The organism is Antrihabitans spumae, from assembly GCF_043944905.1.
In the GTDB taxonomy this organism is placed as follows: domain Bacteria; phylum Actinomycetota; class Actinomycetes; order Mycobacteriales; family Mycobacteriaceae; genus Antrihabitans; species Antrihabitans spumae.
In genome coordinates this window covers 74,956-95,371 of sequence record NZ_JBIMSN010000056.1, presented here as the reverse complement: position 1 = coordinate 95,371, position 20,416 = coordinate 74,956, and the positions used below count along the sequence as shown (strand labels likewise).

20 protein-coding genes are annotated in these 20,416 nt (G+C 63.0%); 13 read left to right on the top strand and 7 right to left on the bottom strand.

Annotated features, from left to right (window positions below; genetic code table 11):
* Positions 1–138: 138 nt before the first annotated feature.
* The 3 genes from ACHIRB_RS13290 to ACHIRB_RS13280 form a co-directional block, all read right to left on the bottom strand.
* The gene (locus ACHIRB_RS13290; protein ID WP_395124687.1) at positions 139–1,029 is read right to left on the bottom strand and encodes a L,D-transpeptidase; all 891 of its coding nucleotides are present in this window, start codon (positions 1,027–1,029) and stop codon (positions 139–141) included.
* A gap of 360 nt (positions 1,030–1,389) precedes the next feature.
* On the bottom strand, positions 1,390–1,596 hold the full coding sequence (locus tag ACHIRB_RS13285; RefSeq protein ID WP_199708272.1) for a dodecin: 207 nt from the start codon (positions 1,594–1,596) through the stop codon (positions 1,390–1,392).
* 109 nt (positions 1,597–1,705) lie between these two features.
* Complete coding sequence (locus ACHIRB_RS13280; protein WP_395124688.1) at positions 1,706–2,203, bottom strand: DUF6764 family protein; 498 nt, start codon at positions 2,201–2,203, stop codon at positions 1,706–1,708.
* Positions 2,204–2,444: 241 nt separating this feature from the next.
* On the opposite strand from ACHIRB_RS13280, the gene ACHIRB_RS13275 reads away from it, so the two are divergent.
* A complete protein-coding gene (locus ACHIRB_RS13275) occupies positions 2,445–3,218 on the top strand; it encodes an SHOCT domain-containing protein (protein ID WP_395124689.1) in 774 nt (257 codons plus the stop codon).
* Positions 3,219–3,309: 91 nt separating this feature from the next.
* On the opposite strand, the gene ACHIRB_RS13270 is transcribed toward ACHIRB_RS13275, so the two are convergent.
* Both ACHIRB_RS13270 and ACHIRB_RS13265 read right to left on the bottom strand, forming a co-directional pair.
* Positions 3,310–4,353: an ATP-dependent DNA ligase gene (locus ACHIRB_RS13270; RefSeq protein WP_395124690.1), complete on the bottom strand. Its 1,044-nt coding sequence runs from the start codon at positions 4,351–4,353 to the stop codon at positions 3,310–3,312.
* A gap of 34 nt (positions 4,354–4,387) precedes the next feature.
* Complete coding sequence (locus tag ACHIRB_RS13265; RefSeq protein WP_395117690.1) at positions 4,388–4,756, bottom strand: glyoxalase superfamily protein; 369 nt, start codon at positions 4,754–4,756, stop codon at positions 4,388–4,390.
* Between the two features lie 109 nt (positions 4,757–4,865).
* Here ACHIRB_RS13265 and ACHIRB_RS13260 point away from each other — a divergent pair, with 109 nt between their 5' ends.
* On the top strand, positions 4,866–6,335 hold the full coding sequence (locus tag ACHIRB_RS13260; RefSeq protein ID WP_395124691.1) for an MFS transporter: 1,470 nt from the start codon (positions 4,866–4,868) through the stop codon (positions 6,333–6,335).
* Positions 6,332–8,059, top strand: a complete 1,728-nt coding sequence (gene ilvD, locus ACHIRB_RS13255; RefSeq protein ID WP_395124692.1) for a dihydroxy-acid dehydratase — start codon at positions 6,332–6,334, stop codon at positions 8,057–8,059. The genes ACHIRB_RS13260 and ilvD overlap by 4 nt, the downstream gene beginning before the upstream one ends.
* A gap of 79 nt (positions 8,060–8,138) precedes the next feature.
* On the opposite strand, the gene ACHIRB_RS13250 is transcribed toward ilvD, so the two are convergent.
* Together ACHIRB_RS13250 and ACHIRB_RS13245 are read right to left on the bottom strand one after the other, a co-directional pair.
* Positions 8,139–8,798, bottom strand: coding sequence for a chymotrypsin family serine protease (locus ACHIRB_RS13250; protein WP_199708281.1), 660 nt, complete (start codon positions 8,796–8,798; stop codon positions 8,139–8,141).
* 53 nt (positions 8,799–8,851) lie between these two features.
* Entirely contained in the window at positions 8,852–9,580 is a 729-nt protein-coding gene (locus ACHIRB_RS13245; RefSeq protein WP_395124738.1) for a DUF6319 family protein, read from the bottom strand.
* 131 nt (positions 9,581–9,711) lie between these two features.
* On the opposite strand from ACHIRB_RS13245, the gene ACHIRB_RS13240 reads away from it, so the two are divergent.
* From ACHIRB_RS13240 to ACHIRB_RS13195, 10 genes are all read left to right on the top strand, one after another.
* Entirely contained in the window at positions 9,712–10,761 is a 1,050-nt protein-coding gene (locus tag ACHIRB_RS13240; RefSeq protein ID WP_395124693.1) for an adenylate/guanylate cyclase domain-containing protein, read from the top strand.
* 126 nt (positions 10,762–10,887) lie between these two features.
* Positions 10,888–11,742 carry an MlaE family ABC transporter permease gene (locus ACHIRB_RS13235; protein ID WP_395117680.1) on the top strand — a complete coding sequence of 285 codons (855 nt, stop codon included), beginning with the start codon at positions 10,888–10,890 and terminating at the stop codon, positions 11,740–11,742.
* The gene (locus ACHIRB_RS13230) at positions 11,742–12,614 is read left to right on the top strand and encodes an ABC transporter permease (protein ID WP_395124694.1); all 873 of its coding nucleotides are present in this window, start codon (positions 11,742–11,744) and stop codon (positions 12,612–12,614) included. Before ACHIRB_RS13235 ends, ACHIRB_RS13230 begins: the two co-directional genes overlap by 1 nt.
* Before the next feature lie 13 nt (positions 12,615–12,627).
* On the top strand, positions 12,628–14,133 hold the full coding sequence (locus tag ACHIRB_RS13225) for an MCE family protein (protein WP_395124695.1): 1,506 nt from the start codon (positions 12,628–12,630) through the stop codon (positions 14,131–14,133).
* Positions 14,133–15,185, top strand: a complete 1,053-nt coding sequence (locus ACHIRB_RS13220; RefSeq protein WP_395117674.1) for an MCE family protein — start codon at positions 14,133–14,135, stop codon at positions 15,183–15,185. The genes ACHIRB_RS13225 and ACHIRB_RS13220 overlap by 1 nt, the downstream gene beginning before the upstream one ends.
* Positions 15,185–16,195: an MCE family protein gene (locus ACHIRB_RS13215; RefSeq protein WP_395117672.1), complete on the top strand. Its 1,011-nt coding sequence runs from the start codon at positions 15,185–15,187 to the stop codon at positions 16,193–16,195. Before ACHIRB_RS13220 ends, ACHIRB_RS13215 begins: the two co-directional genes overlap by 1 nt.
* The gene (locus ACHIRB_RS13210; RefSeq protein WP_395117670.1) at positions 16,195–17,283 is read left to right on the top strand and encodes an MCE family protein; all 1,089 of its coding nucleotides are present in this window, start codon (positions 16,195–16,197) and stop codon (positions 17,281–17,283) included. Before ACHIRB_RS13215 ends, ACHIRB_RS13210 begins: the two co-directional genes overlap by 1 nt.
* Complete coding sequence (locus ACHIRB_RS13205; protein WP_395124696.1) at positions 17,283–18,386, top strand: MCE family protein; 1,104 nt, start codon at positions 17,283–17,285, stop codon at positions 18,384–18,386. The genes ACHIRB_RS13210 and ACHIRB_RS13205 overlap by 1 nt, the downstream gene beginning before the upstream one ends.
* The gene (locus ACHIRB_RS13200) at positions 18,383–19,552 is read left to right on the top strand and encodes an MlaD family protein (RefSeq protein WP_395117666.1); all 1,170 of its coding nucleotides are present in this window, start codon (positions 18,383–18,385) and stop codon (positions 19,550–19,552) included. Before ACHIRB_RS13205 ends, ACHIRB_RS13200 begins: the two co-directional genes overlap by 4 nt.
* A 102-nt stretch (positions 19,553–19,654) precedes the next feature.
* Complete coding sequence (locus tag ACHIRB_RS13195; RefSeq protein ID WP_395117664.1) at positions 19,655–20,410, top strand: hypothetical protein; 756 nt, start codon at positions 19,655–19,657, stop codon at positions 20,408–20,410.
* Positions 20,411–20,416: the final 6 nt, after the last annotated feature.

Here is a 20,416-nt window from a genome sequence, read left to right as displayed (position 1 = left end):
ACGCGGCTCCGCCGCGTGCTGACGCCGACGCCAACAGTTCCATTCACGTAGCAGACTCACGAGCGGCGGAGTCGCCTACGAAAAAACCCGCCGAGGCGGTTGGCCTCGGCGGGTTTTTTCGTAGATCGAATCAGGGTGTTATGCGCCCTGGATGTTGACGGTGTCGCCGTTGCGCACGTTGTCGAAGAACCACTTCGCGTTCTCGGTGCTCAGGTTGATGCAGCCGTGGCTGACGTTCGAGTTGCCCTGCGAACCGGTCGACCACGGTGCGGCGTGGACGAAGATGCCACCCCAGGTCACTCGCGTGGCGTATTCGACATCGAGCTTGTAACCCTCTGGAGCAGTGATCGGCACGCCGTAGGTGGAGGAGTCCATGACCATCTCGCTGAACTTCTCCAGCACCTTGAACGAACCGTTCGGGCTCTCGTGGCCCGGCTTGCCGTAGGACGCGGGGAACGTCTTGACGACGTCGCCGCCGATCTTCACGACGAACTCGTGAGTCGAAGCATCGCCGACGCTCGTGAAGTCGTCACTCACGCGGAAGGCCGAGGTGGTTCCGGCAACGTTGACCGTCACCGCGGTGTTGCGGGGCCAGTACTCGTCCGGGTTCCACTGCACGTGGGTGTCGTTGATCCACTCGAAGCTGCCTGGCACGTTGGCCGACGGCGAGATGACGATCGAGTTCTCGGCTGCGGTGCGGTCGATGATCGGCGTCTTGTACGTGATGTCGATCGAGCGCTTGCCGCCGACGATTGCACCGTTGCCCGGCGTGATCGTCGGATTGAGGCTGCCGGGCACCGAGAACGGCTGCGGGGCCATTCCTGGAGGCGCCGCGGGGATGATTGCGGGAACTCCTGGGATGTCGGGCCCACCAGGCCAGAGCGGTTCGGCCTGCACCGGCGCGACCATCGCGAGTCCGGTCGCCGCAGCGCCGGCAACGGCGAGCGTGACGCGAAGTCCCCAGCGGACTGACTTTTGCGACGATTCAACCGTGCGCGCTGTCGTGTTGCTCATACCTTTTTCTGCCATCTCTTCCCTCGTTCGCACGCAGAAGCGAGCCAAAAATCTTCGTTTTCGGGTCCCGACCCTTGCCTGTGACGCCATCGAAATCGTGATGAACTTGTCACCTGCCACTGCCATTAACATACATAGTTACAGCAGAGGCCAATCGCATCGGCTTATTGCATGGGGCAATTGGTGCCAATGTGATTGGAGTAACGCTATGGGGCGGTTTCTGCGTCGAAGCTCTCAGTTGCGTCGAAGCCGAGAGTACCGGCCGATTCGTTGCGATGTTGTGCGGCATGGCAATCGGAGAAATGCGCGCAATGTCGTACTTCTTGTGACGCTTTCCGCCGGATTCTGCCAGCGTGGTCATTCCAACCAACTCCGTCATTCCAAACGGAAACCGACCTTCAACGTGACCTGAGTGTGCGCAACTTTCCCATCGACTATGTGGCCGCGTGTCTCGACAACCTCGAACCACTCGAGGTTGCGGACAGTCGCACTTGCCCTCGCGATCGCGTTGGCTATGGCGGCATCGGAACCGTCTTTCGACGATCCGACGATTTCCGTCACGCGATAGACGTGCTCACTCATGATCCGCTCCGATCGATGGCTTCCCTGGTGCGTACTCGGACGTGTTCGCTTCGTATTGTCGCGCCTTGTCGTTGTCGCGGGATGGCGAACGGGCGAGCCGAGTGACGGCTCAGCGCGTCGAGAAGACCCCGACCGGGGTTGCGACGCAGGCAACGCCCGAGAGCGCGTTCCAGGCGATCGCGGCCGACCCCGCGCAGACGACGCCTTGATCGACATCGGCAACAAGTGCGTTGGATCCCGTTCCCGCAATTGCGAGCGACAGCGACCCCCGCTCGACCGACACGATCGCGACGCTCCCCGGCCCAAGCCCGAGAGCTGCCGGCACACCCCCTGTGCCCTCGCTGGCGCCCACGCCGCCGGAAACGCCGACACCGAGCGCCGAAGCGCCACCGATCGATTTGGCATACCCGATGCCACCGAGACCGTAGGCCGCTGCGGTGCCACGATCCTCCACGGCAGAACCACACGCCGCGGCAGGTTCGACGACCGTCATCTGCTGACCGCTGGTCGAGACACACTGCACCGCCTCTGCATTGGCGACGGCAGGACTGAGAAGAACAGAGCCGAGTGCACCGGCGCCACAGACAACAAGACCAACGAACTTCATGTGCGAACCTCCCCGACGGACGTACGAGCGGTCGCAAGCTTACCCACGCCAGGCGTCGCCGACGGCACCGTTCGGTATCGGAAGGTGAACACTCCGAACATTGTGGCCGGAGTTACCGGTGCGCTCCGGATCACACTCGGCCGCAGCAGGTTTCGCTACGATGGCGAAAGGGCACTCAGACCGAGAACGGGCCGCGAAGCATGACGTGGCAACCCAACACGATGTCGCGAGGTGCCGGACAATGTCGAGAACTCACTCTGCAGCAGGAGACGACGCGCTCGCTGGCGTTGCCGCCAAACACGGACTGTCCATCTCGAGCGTCGAAGCGCTGTTGGTCGCCCTGCAGCGTGGCCGAGGGACGATGGCTCAGTTCACGGTGGCCGAACTCGGCGGTCGAGGGCAGTGGATGCGCGGTGGCATGACTATGGTGAGCGACCTCTTCGACAACGCCTTGAAAGCCAGAGTCGACGCCGTCTGCACCGAACTGTCCGATCTGCTTGCCTCCGGTGCTCTCGGCACGGTGACCTCGCATTCGATGCAGTCGTCGGGTGACTGGTGGCCCGCGGAGTTGGGGGTCCCGTCGTCGTCGGGCTCACAGAACAGCACCAGATACGCCTACTTTCCGGGAACGCGACGACTCGCCATTCATGCCGGTGCGGGCGTCGAGGTGTACGACACCGGCGACCACACGATCAGCGGTGTTTCGCAACAGCAAAGCAGTGGATCGGGCCGACTCGAATTTCGCAGTCAGCACGGCACCTTCGACGTCGCAAGCCTGAGCCGGGTCGGTGCTGCCTCTGAGTCCGAGTCCGAGTCCGACGAGCGAGTCGATCGGGAAGCACCGGCACCAACCCCGACTCCAGCAGCCGCGCCGGCACCGCCGCCAGCGGCGTCGTCCTCGGACGCGGAGTCGGTAGTCGCCGCGATCGAAGCCCTCGCCCGGCTACGGGAGCAGGGGCTTCTCACCGACGACGAGTTCCAGTCGAAGAAGACCGAACTGCTGTCGCGCCTCTGAGGATCGGTCGGACGATGGCTTTGCGCGGCGTCAGGGGTTCCCTGCCTCCGCTGGATGGCGTCGGCGGCACCCTCACGCCGCGTCGACTGTCCTACTCCCCGGCGAGCACGTCCGCGAAGTCGTATCGCACGGGAACTTCGAGTTGGTCGTAGGTGCAGGACAGCGGATCTCGATCGTCGCGCCACCGCAGGAACCGAGCGGCGTGCCGCAGGCGGTTGCCTTCCATTTGGTCGTAGGCGATCTCGATGACCCGCTCGGGACGCAACGGCACCCACGTGCGGTCGGCGCCGGATTTCCAGCGATTGGTATCGCCATCGGAGACGACGTCGTCACCGACGCGCAGCGGCTGTAGCTCGGCGAGCAGTTGTTTGCGACGGACCTCCGTGAAGGCCGAAGCGCCGCCGATCATTTCGAGCTTGTCGCCGTCGTAGAGGCCGAGGAGCAGCGAACCGATGCCGGGCACACTCTTGTGTGGTCGATAGCCGACCAGCACGCAGTCGGCGGTCCGCGCATGTTTGACCTTGATCATCTCGCGCTTGTCGGGGACGTAGACGCCGTCGAGCTTCTTGGCTATGACACCGTCCAGCCCTGCGCCCTCGAAGGATTCGAACCAACTCTCGGCCGTCGCAGCGTCCTCGGTTGCGGACGTGACATGGCAGGACCCGCCACCCGCAACGACCTCGAGCAGTTTCCCGCGCCGAACACTCAGCGGTTGCCCGGTGTAGTCGGTGTCGTCGAGTGCGAGCAGATCGAACGCGACGAACTGCGACGGCGTCTCGGTCGCGAGTAGTCGAACGCGACTGTCGGCCGGGTGGATCCGCTCCGACAATGCCTCCCAGTCGAGCCGCGTCCGACCGTCGATCTCGCGCGGCACGACCAACTCACCGTCGACGATGCATCGCATCGGCAGTTCCTCACGCGCCGCGTCGACCAGCTCCGGGAAGTAGCGCGCTAGATCCTTGCCGTTTCGGGAGCAGATGAAAACCTCGTCACCGTCACGAAAGACGATGGCGCGGAAGCCGTCCCACTTCGGTTCGTACAACCACACGGACCCGCCGCTGTCCGGCTGAGCAGGTACAGCCTTGGCGGGTTTGGCGAGCATCGGCTTGAGCGGTGGCTTGATCGGAAGGCGCACTCGTCGATGATTGCACGCCGCCCCGACGCAAACGTCACTCTCGATCGGGCATGGCCTGCACAGCCCAGCCGTTGCCGTCGGGGTCGTTGAAGAAGACGAAGTCGCCCCACGGGAACCGCTGGATCTCGCTGACCTCGATCCCACGCTCCACCAGCTCGGCGCGAGCGGCATCGATGTCGGCGACGACAACCTGAAGGCCCTTGACCGAGCCCGGCTCCGAGTCGGTGATGCCCGTGCCGATCGAGATCGAGCACGCGGAACCCGGCGGGGTGAGCTGCACGAAGCGCATCTGCTCGTTGACCTGGTGATCGTGATCTGCGTTGAATCCAACCTGCTCGTAGAACGCCTTCGCCCGATCGACATCGGAGACTGGTACGGAGATGAGCTCGAGCTTGTAATCCATTGCGATACTCCCGATTCGAATGGTTGGTGGGTCGTCGCTGGCAATGTTATGACGTTGCACCGACAGCATTGGATCGAACGATCTTTCTTCGGGCGTAGATTGAATCGCTGTGGCAGGAGAACTTCCGCGTTTGAAGTCGCCGTCGGGCAGGTGGATCGTCCTTGCGACGGTGCTCGGCTCGTCGGTTGCCATGCTGGACGGCACCGTCGTGAACATCGCGCTGCCGAGGATCGGCGACGCGCTCGACGCCGACGTCGCAGGCCTGCAATGGACGCTCAGTGGCTACACCCTCACCCTCGCATCGTTCATTCTGCTCGGTGGTGCACTGGGCGATCGACTCGGCCGTCGCAAGGTATTCGTTTGGGGGACAATAGGTTTCGCCGTTGCGTCAGTGCTGTGCGGACTGGCCTGGAACATCGAAGTGCTGATCGCGGCGCGCGTGCTGCAGGGCATTGCCGGCGCGATGCTCACACCGGGCAGCCTCGCATTGATCTCCGCCTCGATCGATCCCCGTGATCGCGGCGCGGCGATCGGACTGTGGTCAGGGCTCGGCGGCGTCGCAGGCGCCATCGGTCCGCTGCTCGGCGGCTGGCTTGTCGAGGTTGCCAGTTGGCGCGCGGTATTCCTTATCAATGTGCCGCTCGCGGTAGCGGTGGTTCTCGTGTCGTTGCGACACGTTCCCGAGAGCAAAGATCCGAACCCACCGTTGCGGCTGGACGTCCTCGGGGCGTTCGTCGTCGCGCTCGGACTCGGCGCGCTCACCTACGGACTGATCGACGAGACCATCCTGCTGGCACTGCTCGGGCTGGTACTGCTCGGCGTGTTCGTTGTCATCGAAATGCGCAGCACACATCCACTTGTGCCGCCGTCGCTCTTCGCATCCCGAATCTTCACAGCTGCCAACCTCGTCACTTTCGCGGTGTACGCCGCGCTCGGTGGCGTCTTCTTCCTGCTACTGCTGCAACTGCAACTCGTCGCGGGCTACTCGCCGCTCGCCGCTGGCGTTTCGACCATCCCGATCACGATCCTGATGCTCGTCCTCTCTGCGCGGGCGGGCCGCTGGTCGCAGCGGTCGGGTCCACGTGTTCCGATGACACTGGGTCCGGTCCTCGCTGCGATCGGTCTGGTCCTGATGCTGCGGATCGGGCCGGACGCCGATTACCTGCTCGACGTGCTGCCTGGCGTCGTCGTATTCGGTCTCGGGCTGTCGGCACTCGTCGCGCCGCTGACCGGTGCCGTGCTCGGGTCGGTGCCGACCGCCGAATCCGGTATTGCCTCGGGTGTGAACAACGCCGTTGCCCGAACGAGTCAACTTCTCGCGGTGGCAGCACTGCCCGGCTTGGCCGGACTGTCCGGAAGCGCGTTCGCCGACCCGGAGCAGTTCGCCGACGGCTTCCGCGTCGCGATGTGGATCTGCGTCGGGCTGCTGCTCGGTGGCGGAGCCATTGCCGCGATCATGATCGGTAAACCAGAACGTGACGTAACCAGCGTCGACGAATCTGTTGACTGCAAGCCCCACTGTGCGATCGCCGGCCCTGCGGTCGCACCACGTGTGGCTGTAAACGAAGGAGCGAGATGACAACAACCGACCGATCCGAATCCGACACCACCGATTCGATCGACATCAAACCCCGCAGCCGCGACGTCACCGACGGACTGGAAAAGGCCGCAGCTCGGGGAATGCTGCGCGCGGTCGGGATGGGTGACGACGATTGGGTCAAATCCCAGATCGGCGTGGCGTCGTCGTGGAACGAGATAACGCCGTGCAACCTGTCGCTCGACAGACTCGCCAAGGCCTGCAAGGACGGTGTCTTCGCTGGCGGCGGCTTCCCGATGGAGTTCGGAACGATCTCGGTGTCCGACGGTATTTCGATGGGTCACGAGGGCATGCACTTCTCGTTGGTCTCGCGAGAGGTGATTGCCGACAGCGTCGAGACGGTGATGATGGCCGAGCGGCTGGATGGTTCGGTGCTGCTCGCGGGCTGTGACAAGTCGCTACCTGGAATGCTGATGGCTGCCGCGCGGCTCGACCTCGCGAGCGTCTTCCTCTACGCGGGTTCGATCCTGCCCGGCATTGCGAAGATGTCGGACGGCAGCGAGCGTGAAGTCACCATCATCGACGCCTTCGAGGCGGTCGGAGCATGTTCACGTGGGCTCATCTCGCGTGCCGACGTGGACGCGATCGAACGCGCTATCTGTCCTGGCGAAGGTGCCTGTGGTGGCATGTACACCGCGAACACCATGGCCAGCGCCGCCGAAGCGATGGGAATGTCGTTGCCTGGCAGTGCCGCTCCGCCCGCGACCGACCGTCGACGTGACGGATTTGCCCGCCGCAGTGGCCAAGCGGTCGTCGAATTGCTGAAGCGGGGCATCACCGCCCGCGACATCATGACGAAGGAGGCGTTCGAAAACGCGATCGCTGTCGTCATGGGGTTCGGCGGATCGACGAACGCGGTCCTGCATCTGCTGGCAATCGCGCACGAGGCCGAGGTGGAACTCACGTTGGAGGACTTCGCCCGAATCGGTGCGAAAGTTCCGCACCTCGCCGACGTGAAGCCGTTCGGCCGCCACGTCATGACAGACATCGACCGCATCGGTGGGGTGCCCGTCATCATGAAGTCGCTGCTCGACGCCGGACTGCTGCACGGTGATTGCCTCACCGTCACAGGCAAGACCGTTGCGGAGAATCTCGCCGAAATCGCGCCCCCCGATCCGGACGGCAAGGTGCTGCGTGCGCTGTCGTCGCCGATTCATCCGACCGGCGGCATCACGATCCTGCGCGGATCGCTTGCACCGGGCGGCGCCGTGGTGAAGTCTGCTGGCTTCGATTCCAGCGTTTTCACCGGCACAGCCCGGGTTTTCGATCGCGAACGGTCGGCGATGGATGCGCTGGAGGACGGCACAATCGCGGCTGGTGACGTAGTCGTCATCAGGTACGAAGGACCCAAGGGTGGACCGGGTATGCGGGAGATGCTCGCGATCACCGCTGCGATCAAGGGTGCCGGTCTCGGCAAGGACGTCCTGTTGCTGACCGATGGGCGCTTCTCGGGTGGCACGACCGGCCTGTGCGTCGGCCATGTCGCGCCGGAAGCTGTCGACGGTGGACCGATCGCGTTCGTCCGCGACGGTGACCGAATCGCGCTCGACGTCGCGACCGGAACCCTGGACATCCTGGTCGACGAGGCAGAGTTCGAAGCGCGCAAGCAAGGCTGGGAACCGCTGCCTCCGCGCTACACCCGCGGTGTGCTGGCGAAATACGCGAAGCTGGTCGGGTCCGCCTCGTTCGGCGCGGTCTGCGGATAGTCGCGAACGCAAATCGGGTGCGTTGCCTGGACTGAAGAAGTCCGGGCAACGCACCCGAGTGCGTTGTAAGTGAAGTGGATCAGATGGGTCGGAAACCCGCACCCGCGCCGCCGCGTGCGTTGGCGTCGTCGAGGATCGTGGTGATGTTCGTACCGACCTCGGGTCCGATGCACGGCACTGCGAGGTAGGCGTTGACCATCCCGACGAGGGTGGTTCCGATGACGACCGGACCGCCGGAGTCGCCTTCGATCACGCACATCTGGTTCCAGGTCTCGATCCGAGAATCGAAGATGTCGCCGTAGGAGAACCCGCAGGTGTTGCCCGTGGTGCGTCCTTCTTTGCAGACGATGCTGGGGAACTGCGCCGGGCCGCCGATGCCCGTGATCGTGACATTGCCGATCCGATTGACCGGGACGACCTTCGCACGGTCGAACTCGATGACCGCGTAGTCGAGATCTTCGTTCGAGTAGGCGAAGCGCCCGACGATGCCTGCGTCCGGGTTGTGCTCTGCTCTGACGAACGATCCCGCGCCACCGCAGTGGCCTGCGGTGATACCGACGAGCCTGCCGCCTGCGTCGTTACCGATCGTGGTCAAGCTGCACTCGTACATGTCGTCGATGATGATTCCCGAGCCCCCACCGAGAGTCACGTTGCCTGGTGCTGCAGTGGCACTTCCGGCGCTGAGAACGGTCGCGGCCGCTGCCAAACCGACAGCAATAGTGGCGATCTTTTTGAACATGTCCCTCCAGACGTCGAGGAGAACCATATCAATAGGATCGGTTTACCGGGTCGTCACAACTTTTCGCCGGTCGAACCCAACTCGGCCAGCGCAAGTCGGGCTTCCTCCAACTGCCGATTCAGGTCGGCAATACGGTTCGCTACGGCTTCGCGCGCAGTGGAGAGCATGGTGTCGATCGCATCGCGTGCCGCTGCGTCGTCGAGCTCGGCCATTGCGCGCTCGACCGCATCCGGACGAACGGGTGCCGCCTTACCGGGTGGCCTGCTTCCGTACGCGACGCTGACGGTCCACGAGTTGTCGAGGGTGCCGTGAATCGTGACGGTGACGCCGTCCTGCACCTTCTTGGGTCCACGTGCCGATCGCGTCGGAGTCTTCGCGGGAGTGGCTACCGGCGCGGGCGCTGCGGGGGTCGGGGCGAATCGTGGCGTCGTATCGACAGGTGCCTGCGGTCCAACCGGAGCTGTATCAACTTTTGCCGACCGGCGCCTGCTCACCGGCTTGGCGGGCGCTGCGGGAGCGTCTTCGGCGGCGGTTCGCCGGGTCATCCGCAGTTCGTCGGCTTCGAAAGGCAATTCGTCGTCGACGCCACGTGGGCGCACAGTCACCGTCGTGCCGCTGATCCGGACGACCTTTGCGGACGCCCCTGCTTCGAGACCTAGGCTCGGTGTCGGCTCGCGCAGGTAGACGGTTGCCCGCTCACCAGCTGAAATCGCAGCACCAAGGGTCGCAAGATCCTCCTGCGAGAGCGGCACATCTGCGGCTGATCGGCGACGCGGTGGCATCACAACCCCTTCTTCGGCACGGACTTGTCCTGGGACACCCTGGCACAGGGCACCGACACTCACGACCGCAGGCGACGTGTTGTACTTGCGTACGTATTGCGCGCCAGCACGCTTCGGCGAAACGGAGGATCGTGAGTACGACACCGGAGTGGTCGAAAGTCGTCGGCGCAGAGATCGCGGCCGATCTGCAAGGCGATGCGATTCATACGCTCGATCAGGTCGCTGCGCGGGTCGGTTCTAGTCCAGCGCGCATTTCTCGGTTGTGGATGGCACTCGGCTTCCCCGTCGATCCCGCAGCGGAAATGTTCACCGAGGCCGACGTATCCGCACTGAAGATCCTTGGTGGTCTCGTATCGGACGGCGTCATCGACAACAACACCCAGCTCTCGATTGCCCGGACCCTCGGGCATTCGACCGCGAGGCTCGCCGAATGGCAGGTCGACGTCGTCGCGGCACATATTCTTCAGTCCATTCCCACCGGCGCGGACGCTGCCGCCGATGTCGACGCGGTCCGCAAGGTTGTGCACAACGTCACCGACGCAACGGTTCCCGCGCTCGGTGAGCTGCAGGACTTCGCGTGGCGCAGGCATTTCGCTGTCGCCGCGAGCAGGTCGGCCGGCGGACTCGACGCCGATCCCGCCTCGCGCGAGTTGGTCGTCGGTTTCGCGGACATGGTCGGCTACACACAGCTGACTCGTCATCTCAGCTTCGAGCAGTTGACGCAACTGATCGAGACGTTCGAGTCGGGGACGGCGGAGGTGATCGCCAAGCACAACGGTTGGGTCATCAAGAATCTCGGGGACGAGGTCATGTTCGCCGCCGAGCGTCCGATCGACGCCGCTCGAATCGCGTTCGAGTTGCACGAATTGGATACTGGGGCTGTCGATGCGCCGGAATTGCGAGTCGGGATGGCGGCGGGACCGGTCCTGCAACGGCTCGGCGATCTGTACGGCTCGGTCGTCAACGTGGCTGCTCGGTTAACCGGAGTCGCACGGCCGGGAACGGTTTTGGTGGACGCTGTCCTCGGTGATCGACTCGATGACGAACGTGAACTGATCGTCAAAAAGCTCCGACCTGCACGGGTTCGCGGTTTCAGCCGTCTGGACGTGCGAGTGCTCCGTCGCGAGGGGTCCTTTACTGCAGACCGGACGGTTTCGCGAGGCCGAAGGCAACATCGCTAGAAGTGGAAGCTGACGCTCTGGAGTGTTGTTATGCTCCCACTCACACCGGGCTGAACATGTGCCCTACTGCATAGTAGGGTGCGTCGACGCCGATTGCCCGTCGGCGCCGCCCCGAAAGGAGTTCGCGTGCACTCTACCGAGAGCCCGCCCAAGCAGTCGCAGGCCGCGGCCGCAGCGAATTGGGCCAAGGGCTACTGGCACGACCACCCGAGGCGGTCCGTCGAAACCTTCGGCAGACAGATCACCATGGGCATCTCGGCCATCGCGCAGATGTTCGGCGACATCTTCAGGGGCAAGTTCCCGTTCAACGAATTCATCAAACAATGTGGATTCATGGCCAGCGTGTCGGCCGCACCGACGTTGATCGTCGCGATTCCGATCGGCGTCGTCGTCTCGGTCCAGGTCGGATCCCTTGTGGCGCAGGTCGGAGCGACATCCTTCATGGGAGCGGCGACCGGCCTCGGCATCATCAGGCAGGGCGCGCCGCTCGTGACGTCGTTGATGATCGCGGGCGCGGTCGGCTCGGCCATTTGCGCCGACCTCGGTTCGCGAACCATTCGTGAAGAAATCGACGCCATGAAGGTTATGGGTGTCGATCCGATGCGCCGCCTCGTCGCTCCCCGCCTCGCGGCAGCGATGCTGGTCAGCGTGTTGCTGTGTGGCTTCGTCGTTTTCGTCGGCTTCCTCACGACCTACCTTTTCAACATCTTCGCCCAGAGCGGTACGCCAGGCTCCTTCATCGGGACGTTCGCGGCCTTCGCCAATGCCAACGACCTTCTTGTTGCGCTCTTCAAATCGGTGATATTCGGCCTGCTTGCGGCGATTATCGCGTGCGACCTCGGCTTGAACGCCAGAGGCGGTCCTGGCGGCGTCGCCAACTCGGTGAACGCCGCCGTCGTCCAGTCGGCCCTCATGTTGTTCGGAGTCAACCTTCTCGTGACCCAGATCTACGGCACCCTCTTCCCAGCAAAGATCGCATGATGTCAGTCAAGCCATCGACTTATGTGCCGCCCGCGCTGCGGCCGCTTTATGCGCTCAAAGGATTCTTCACCGGCTTCTCGGGCCTCATCTCCCGTGGTGGCCACATGGCCTTCTTCTTCGTTCGCGCAATGGCGTCGATCCCGTTGGCGCTGCGGCACTATCGCAAGGAAGTGTGGCGGCTGCTGTCCGATGTGACCTGGGGCAACGGGTCCATCGTGGTCGGCGGTGGAACGATCGGCGTCGTCATCATTCTCAGTGCTTTCGGCGGTATGACGATCGGGCTCGAGGCGTACACCAACCTCAACCTGCTCGGGCTCGGTCCGCTGACCGGCGCTATCTCCTCGTTCGCGAACACCCGCGAATTCGGTCCGCTGCTTGTGACGCTCGGCTTTGCCGCGCAGGCAGGCTGCCGCTTCACGGCGCAGCTCGGCTCGATGCGTATCGCCGAGGAGATCGACGCTCTCGAATCCGTCGCCATTCGCCCGTTGCCGTACTTGATCAGCACCCGCGTGTTTGCGGCGATGGTCGCGATCGTTCCGCTCTACGGCCTCGGGCTTGCGGCGGCATACATCACGACGAAGCTGACCGTGCAGTTGATGGGTGGCGCCTCGGGTGGCACCTATATGCACTACTTCTACCAATTCCTCATCAGCACGGACATCATCTACTCGTTCATCAAGGTGATCGTGTTCGTCATGCTGGCGACGTTCATTCAGTGTTACTACGGCTTCTTCGCCTCCGGCGGTCCGGAAGGCGTCGGCGTTGCGGCCGGCCGCGCGATCAAGGTCACGATCGTGGTCGTCGTTATGGCCAACTTGCTTCTGACACTCGGCATTTGGGGAATCGACCCCGGCATCAGGCTCTCGGGTTAAGGGAATTGCATAGATGATTATCGATCCGAGCGGGCGTGGCCCGACCATGCGGCAGCTGTTCATTGCCGGCATCGCGCTGATAGTTGTTGTCGTGCTCGCGACAACGCTGTTGATGCTTCGTTACTCGGGCTACTTCGACGACAAAGTCAAAGTTGTCGCCGAGCTGACGACCACCGGTGACGGCCTGCCCGCGAACGGCGACGTCAAGTACCGCGGCATTCTCGTCGGCAGCGTCGAGAGCGTCGAGGTCGCCGCGATGGGCACGATCCAGAAGGTCGACCTGGCAATGCGGCCCAAGCACATCGACGGGATCCCGTCGACCGTGACGGCACGTGTGGTGCCCGGCAACGTCTTCGGCGTCACGTCGATCGAGTTGGTCGACAACGGCGCGGCCCCGGAGCACCTGTCCTCGGACACGATCATCAAAGAAGACAAGAGCAAGGGCACGGTCGCGCTGCAGGACACGTTGACCACGATCCGAACGATCTTCACCAAGATCGACCCGATGAAGCTCGGTCGCGTACTCGGTTACATGGCGGAGGCCTTCGACGGCAGCGGTCGTGTGCCAGGCTCGACGGTCGAACGGCTCGACCGGTGGCTCACCTCGGTCGATGCGGCGTTCCCCGATCTCGGTGCCGACCTCGCCAACTTCAGCGCTGCGGCGAATGGTCTCAATCAGTCGGCGCCGGAGTTGCTCGACGTGCTCGGTACGTCGGTGACAACCGCAAACACGATCGCCGAAAAGCGCGGCCAGCTGGCCAGCATTCTTGCAGGCGGAGCAGGGACGACGGACACCCTCAACGAGTTGTTCGCCCGAAACCCGAACGCGGGCAAGGACGTCGTTGCCGGATTGGCTCCGACGTTCGGCGCTCTCTCCTCCGACCAGGCGTCGATTCCCGCCGCGATCGCCAACCTGAACACGGGTCTTCGAGCCCTCGACGCGACGTTCCACTACGGTCCGTCGAATCAGATGGTGTGGAGCCTGGACGTTTCGTTCACCCCGTTCCGCCCCTACACCCGCGCCGACTGCCCGCGATACGGCGACATGGCAGGACCTAGCTGCTTCACAGCACCCGACGTTTCCAACCCGAGCATCTTCGCTCCGGAAATGTTGCCGAAGCGGCTCGATTCCGCTGGACCGGTCGGATTGCCTCTCCCCGTTGGTATTCCGGGTATCCCGGGCTTGCCGACGATGCCCGACCTCCAGATTCCCGGCATCACCCCGGCTCCCGCTGCGGCACCGACTGCTCCGCTACCCGGAGCGCCGGCAGCACCCGCAGCACCCGTCAATCCGTTCCAGGGCACACCGCTGGAGGGCTTGTTCCCACCGGCGACACCGGCCTCTGCAACGACTTCCGGTGCGGTGCAACCGATCGCCTACCGCGACGCAGGTGCGGTGCAAGCATTTGTCGGCAAGAAGCCAACCGCCTCGCAGCTGTTCCTTCTCGGAGGAGCATTTACGGGCGCTCAGATTCGGGCCGTCGAAGCATCTTCGGTGACCGACGGAGGTAACCGCTAGTGAGTATCCGTAAGCCACTGATCGGCTTCAGCCTGTTTGCGATCGTGTCGATCCTGCTGACCTGGGTCATCTGGGAGACCCTGCAGCGCGCTGTCGACGGCGACACCAGGTCGTACTCGGCCACCTTCGGCGACGTGCTCGGGCTGCATCCCGGTGACGACGTACGAATGGCCGGTGTGCGCGTCGGCAAGGTCGAAAACATCGAAATCGACAAAGACAACAACGCTCGAGTGGACTTCGTCGTCGAGTCGGATCAACAGGTCTTTTCCAACACCAAGGCTCTCGTCCGGTATCAGAACCTGATCGGGCAGCGCTTCGTTGCGCTCAACCCTGGTGAGGGACAAGCGGATCCGCTGGAAAGCGGTGGCGAGATCCCGATGTTCAGCGCACCCGGTGTGCGTCAGACCGAGGACTCGTTCGACGTCTCTGCACTGCTCGGCGGTTTCGAACCGCTGTTCCAGTCGCTCGACCCGGCGCAGGTCAACAACCTGTCGGAGACCCTCATCCTTGCGTTGCAGGGCGACGGTGTCTCGTTGAGCTCGTTCATCACGCAGGCGGCCAGCCTCGCGAACGAGTTCCAGCAACGCGACGTGTTGCTCGGCGATGTGATCACCAACCTCAGTGGCGTCATGTCGGGTCTGGCGAATCGCAGCGGATCACTCGAAACGCTGCTTGCACAGACCCGTGCACTGATCGGCGGTCTGTATGCCCAGGGTGAGACGCTGAAGAACTCGACCGACCAGATCTCCGATGCCACAACATCACTCGTCGGTCTGGTGACTCAGATCAGACCCGCACTCGAGGCTGCACAGTCGTCGACCAACGCAGCCTTCAACGTCTTCATCGCCAACGGCTCGAAGCTCGATCTTGCAGGTGTCGACGGCACCGAGGCCCTCACGGCCATCGCGCGGTTCACGAGCGACGGTGCTTACGCGAACTCTTATGTCTGCACCCTCGACGTGTCCCTGTGGGGTGTGCTGCTCCCCCGTCCGATATTCAAGGACGTCGGCGATCTGATCTTCGGGCAACAACATTCGGAGGTGTGCCGCTGATGGCCCGTATCCCACGTCCCAACTTCGGAGCCAACAAGTACTTCTGGCTCGGCATCCTCGGTTCGCTCGTGATCCTTGCGATCGTCCTCGGCTCAGGTGCGCTCAAGGTCATCGGCTTCGGTGAGAAGACGATCGACGTCGAGTTCGCGCAGGCGGCCGGCACGAAGGCAGACGACAAAGTTCGTGTCGCCGGCTTGGAGATCGGCAGAGTCAAGAGCCTCAAGCTCGAAGGCGACCACATCCTTGCGACCCTTCAGGTGAAGAACGACCTCGAGTTCGGGCCGGATGCGCACGCGGCGATCAAGCAGGCGTCCATCCTCGGTCAGACCTACATCGATCTCGATCCAGGCGACGGCAGCGGATTGCCGGACAACCGTATTCCGGTATCGAACACCCAGGTCCCCTTCAGCCTCGCGAAGGTTGTGCAGGATCCGAAGTACAAGTCCCAGTTCGAACGTCTGGAAAAGCTGGACACCGACAAGATCGCCGAGTCGCTCGCCGTGATGGGCGAGCAGCTCGGGGATTCGCCGCAGCTGACCGCGCAGGCGTTGGACAGCGTCGGTGTGTTGGCGAAGGTCATCGACAAGCGGCGCGACGAAGTCGACGCGATGTTGAAGAACCTCGGCGACGTATCCCGCGTTCTCGGCGACAACCGCAACAGCATCCTGCTCGTTGTTACCCAGGGCGCAGCGATCGGCCAAGCAATCATGGAACGGCAAGGCCTCGTTCAGCAGCTGCTCGACAACGTCGGTTCGTTGTCGGCTCAGCTGCAGGCGATCGGCGCCGGCAACGACGGCCAACTCGGCCAACTCATCAGGGACCTCAACACGATGTCCGAGGGTCTCGAGAAGAACAACGACAACTTGGTTCGTTTGCTCGAGATCATGCCTGTGACAGTCAGGCAGTTCACGAACGTCACCGGTAACGGCAATTACGGTGACGTGAATCTGCCGTGGTTGTTCCCGGACAACTGGCTGTGCCGCGTCAGCGTTATCGAGGGGTGCCAGTAATGAGAATGCTGCAAATAGGCAAGCTCGCGATCGTGTGCGCCGTCGGCGTCGCGGCCGTCGGCTGCTCATCGGTGGATCCCTTCGAAAGCAAGATCGAAGTGACCGCGGATTTCGAAAACATCGCAGGTATGTACCCGGGCAACGAGGTTTCCGTTCTCGGGTTGCCCGTCGGCACTGTCGAATCGGTCGAGCCGAAGGGCAGCTACGTCACCGTCACGATGTCCTACGACAGTGCGGTCAAGGTGCCGGCTGATGCGGTCGCAGCGCTTGTATCGCCTTCGCTGGTCACCAATCGGCACGTCGAGCTAGCGCCCGCATATACCGACGGTCCGACGCTCGCGAACGGCGATCACATTCCGCTCGATCGCACCCGCACCCCTGTCGAACTCGACCGCGTTCTCAAGACCGTCGACGAGCTCGCTGCATCCTTGAAGAACCAGCCAGGCAGCACGGAAGGTCCGCTGTCCGGCGGCATCCTGATCCAGACGCTCGAGGGCAACGGCGACAAGATCCGTGACACCTTGTCGGCGCTGAACGGCGCCTTGTCTCTCGGTGTCACCAACCGTGATGCCTTGTCCAACGCCATCATTCAGCTCAACGAGCTCACCCAGGTGATCGCGCAGAACGACCAGTCGGTGCGCGACTTCAGCGGCAGCATCACCAACGTCACCGGGCTGCTTGCCGAGCAGGCACCTGGGTTGCAGGCGGTGCTCGCCCAGCTGAACGACTTCTTGGCCAACACGAGCGCGGTTCTCGCCGAGAACAAAGATCAGCTTGGCGGCGCGCTGACCAGACTCGGTTCGACGACCACCATGCTCAGGCAGAATGCCGATCGTCTGAAGGAAGTTGTCGACGTCACGCCGATGTTGATGCAGAACATCGACAACACCGTTGCTCAGACCGCCAATGGTGGCGCAATTCGACTACACGCGCTCATCGACAAGGGCCTTCTCGACAACGAGTTGCTCAGCCTGTTCTGCGAACGAATTCAGATGCGATCCGATGGTTGCCGTACCGGCAAGCTCAAGGATTTCGGTCCGGACTTCGGCCTCACTGCGGCACTACTAGGAATGACGGGGCAGCCGTGATGACGACAGTGCGAAAGCGAAACCAGAAGAGAACCGTCGTCACCGCGTTCGCGGTGGTCGGCATGTTGACGACCGCCGGTTGTGGTTTGACCGTCGAAAAGCTGCCGCTGCCGAAGCCCGGTGTCGGCGGCGACAGCTACACGTTGAATGCTCAGTTCACCAACGCACTCAACCTGCCCGACCAAGCGAAGGTGAAGGTCGGCGGCTCGGACGTGGGCGTTGTCACCGACATCACGACGTCGAACTTCGTCGCGAACATCGAGATGAAGATTCGCGACGATGTAAAGCTCCCGGAAGGGACGCGCGCTGAACTACGGCAGGCCACCCCGCTCGGCGACGTTTTCGTGGCCCTCCAGATGGCACCCGACACCGGAGGTAAGACTCTCGGCAACGGTGACTCGATCAAGTTGGAACAGACATCGACCGGAGCCTCCGTCGAGGAACTGCTGTTGTCGGTGTCGCTGCTCCTCAACGGCGGTGCCATCAAGAAGATCTCTTCGATCGTCAACGAACTCGACTCCGCGGTTGGCGGCAAGGGTCCCGTCCTGTCGCATCTGATCGTCGAGATGACCAACGTCGTCGGCAGCTTGAACGCGAATACCGATCGGGTCGACAGCGTTCTGCGCGAATTCGACGAGACTCTGGCGACGCTCAATCAGCGCAAGGGTGAGTTGGGCGACGTCGCGGCATCGCTGCCCGCGATGATCAGCACGTTGGCCGAAAACAATCAGGCGATCGGTGATCTGCTGCAGAAGGTGTCGGTCACGACTGCCGCGCTCGGCGATTTCTCGAACACAACGGGCACCCAGATGCGGGATCTGCTGGACAGCACCGACAAGCTGATGACCGGACTGGCCCAAACGCGCGACACGCTCGGTCCCGCGATGGATGCGCTGCACTCCATCACGCCGAAAGTTGCGGCCACCGCTCAGGGAAGCACTCTCGCCGTTGCTGCGACAGTTCAGTACCTCAGTATCGCCGCACTGTGGGGTGATCCGACGGGTAGCCGCCTGCCGGACGGCTCCGATCTGAACGCTCTCGCAGGTAGCTTCATCGAGGTTCTGCAGAAGGTCTACCAGCGCCTGAACGGAGGGACCCGATGAACCGCGCGAAGGGTCTGCTGAAAAACAAGGTGGTGCTGTCGAACATCGGGCTCGCGATCATGTTGATCGTCGGTATCACTTACCTGACGGTCGGCGTCGCCCGAATCAACCCGTTCAGGGACACGTACACGGTGACCGTGAACATGGACCGGTCCGGCGGTCTGCAGCCGAACAGCGATGTCACCTACCGCGGCTTCCGGGTCGGCAAGGTGACGGACGTTCGGTTGACCGAAAAGGGCGTCGTCGCCGATGCTCAGATCGAGGGTGCCTACGACATCCCGATGGGTGGCGAGGTCCAGGTTGCAGCTCTCTCGGCGGCAGGTGAGCAGTACATCGACTTCCGTCCCGATTCCGACGAGGGTCCGTATTTGGAAGACGGCTCGGTCATCGAGTCGGAGAACGTGAAGACCCCGGTGCCGATCACCCAGGTGCTCGAAAACGCGAGCGACATGGTCAGTTCGATTCCACCGGATCGTTTCGCGACGATTCTCGACGAACTGGACAAAGCACTCGGTGGTGGACCCGACAACCTTCGTGGCGCGATCAACGGCATCAGCGTTGTTGCGGCGGGTCTCGACCAATTGCTTCCGCAGACGACCGGCTTGTTGTCGAACCTGCGGGTGATTGCATCGACAACGTCGGAAATTCAGCCCGACCTGCAGATTTTGACCAGCAACACCGGTGTGTTGTTCGACCAGGTTGTGGCGGCAGACGGCGAGTTGCGCGAATTCCTCGACCTCGGCCCCGGCCAGATTTCGACGCTCGGTGGAGTCGTTGCGGAGACTTCCGACCCGATGACGAACCTGCTGCAAAACTTCGTCACCATCGCACGTGCCGGCCAGTTGCGGGCCCCGGCACTCGCAGCACTGTTCCCCGGTCTGCGCGACGGCACGGCTGCTCTGGCAGTGCCTGCCTACAACGGCGAATTCCACACGGTGCTCGATATCTGGCCGCGTTCGACCTGCGAGTACGACACGGTCCCTGTCTCGCCCGCGAAGGTAGGCGACGGACGCGTGCGGCTGTGGAACTACTGCGAAACGACGCGTCCAGAGCTCCAGATTCGTGGCGCCGCGAATGCTCCTCGCCCGATCGAGCCCAACAATGGTTCGAGTATTCCGCCGAACGTCGACCCGAACCAGCTGTCCACTCTGTTACCCGGTCGGTGACAGACGCGGCCCCGGCGGGCATACTCGCTGGGGCGCACGGCCCGCGACTGCGGGCGCACCAGCGATTCGGCGATCACCGCTGAGAAAGTTTGAGATTTACTGATGCCCCCTGCGAACGAACCGTCCGAAGTCGACCTGAACAAGGAGGACGGTCCGCCGCAGTCGGCCGATGCCGCCGATGCCGTGCTCGACGACGACGCAGCAGCTGAGCACGCGGAGTCGGACGATACCGACGAGGTCGTATCCGAAGAGGAAGCAGTCGACGGTGATGAGGTCGACGCTGATGAGGTCGAGGCTGAAGAATTCGATGAGGAGTCGACCACAGCGGGTGGCGGATCCAATCTGCTGAAGCTCGGCTCTTTGATCGGCGCGGTCCTGCTTGTCGTGATGACGGCGGTCGCAGCGTTCTTCATCTACAAGTACAACGACAAGAGCGGCGAGCTGGACGACCAGGTTGCGAGCACGATTGCCCAGTCCCAGGCCAAGGACGCTGCCTGCGAGTACGTCAATGTGCTTGTCAACTACGACTACACGACCATCGACGACTGGATCAAGAAGGTCTCCGATGGTGCGAGCGGTCAGTGGAAGAAGGAGTTCGACGCGTCTGCGCCTGCGCTCAAAGAGGCCTTCGCCGCCGACCAGGTGAAGGGTCAGGGCGACAATCCCGAATGTGGCGTGAAGTCGGGTAATGCGACCAATGCACAGGTTGTGATCGTCGTGGCGCAGAACATCGCGACCGCAAAGTCCGAAGGCAAGTTCCTGCCCGGACCGACGATTTCGGTTGTCATGGACATGGAGAAGACGGACGGCCGATGGTTGGCGACGACCTTCAACGCGCCGTTCCTCGGGGGTCAATGACGGTTC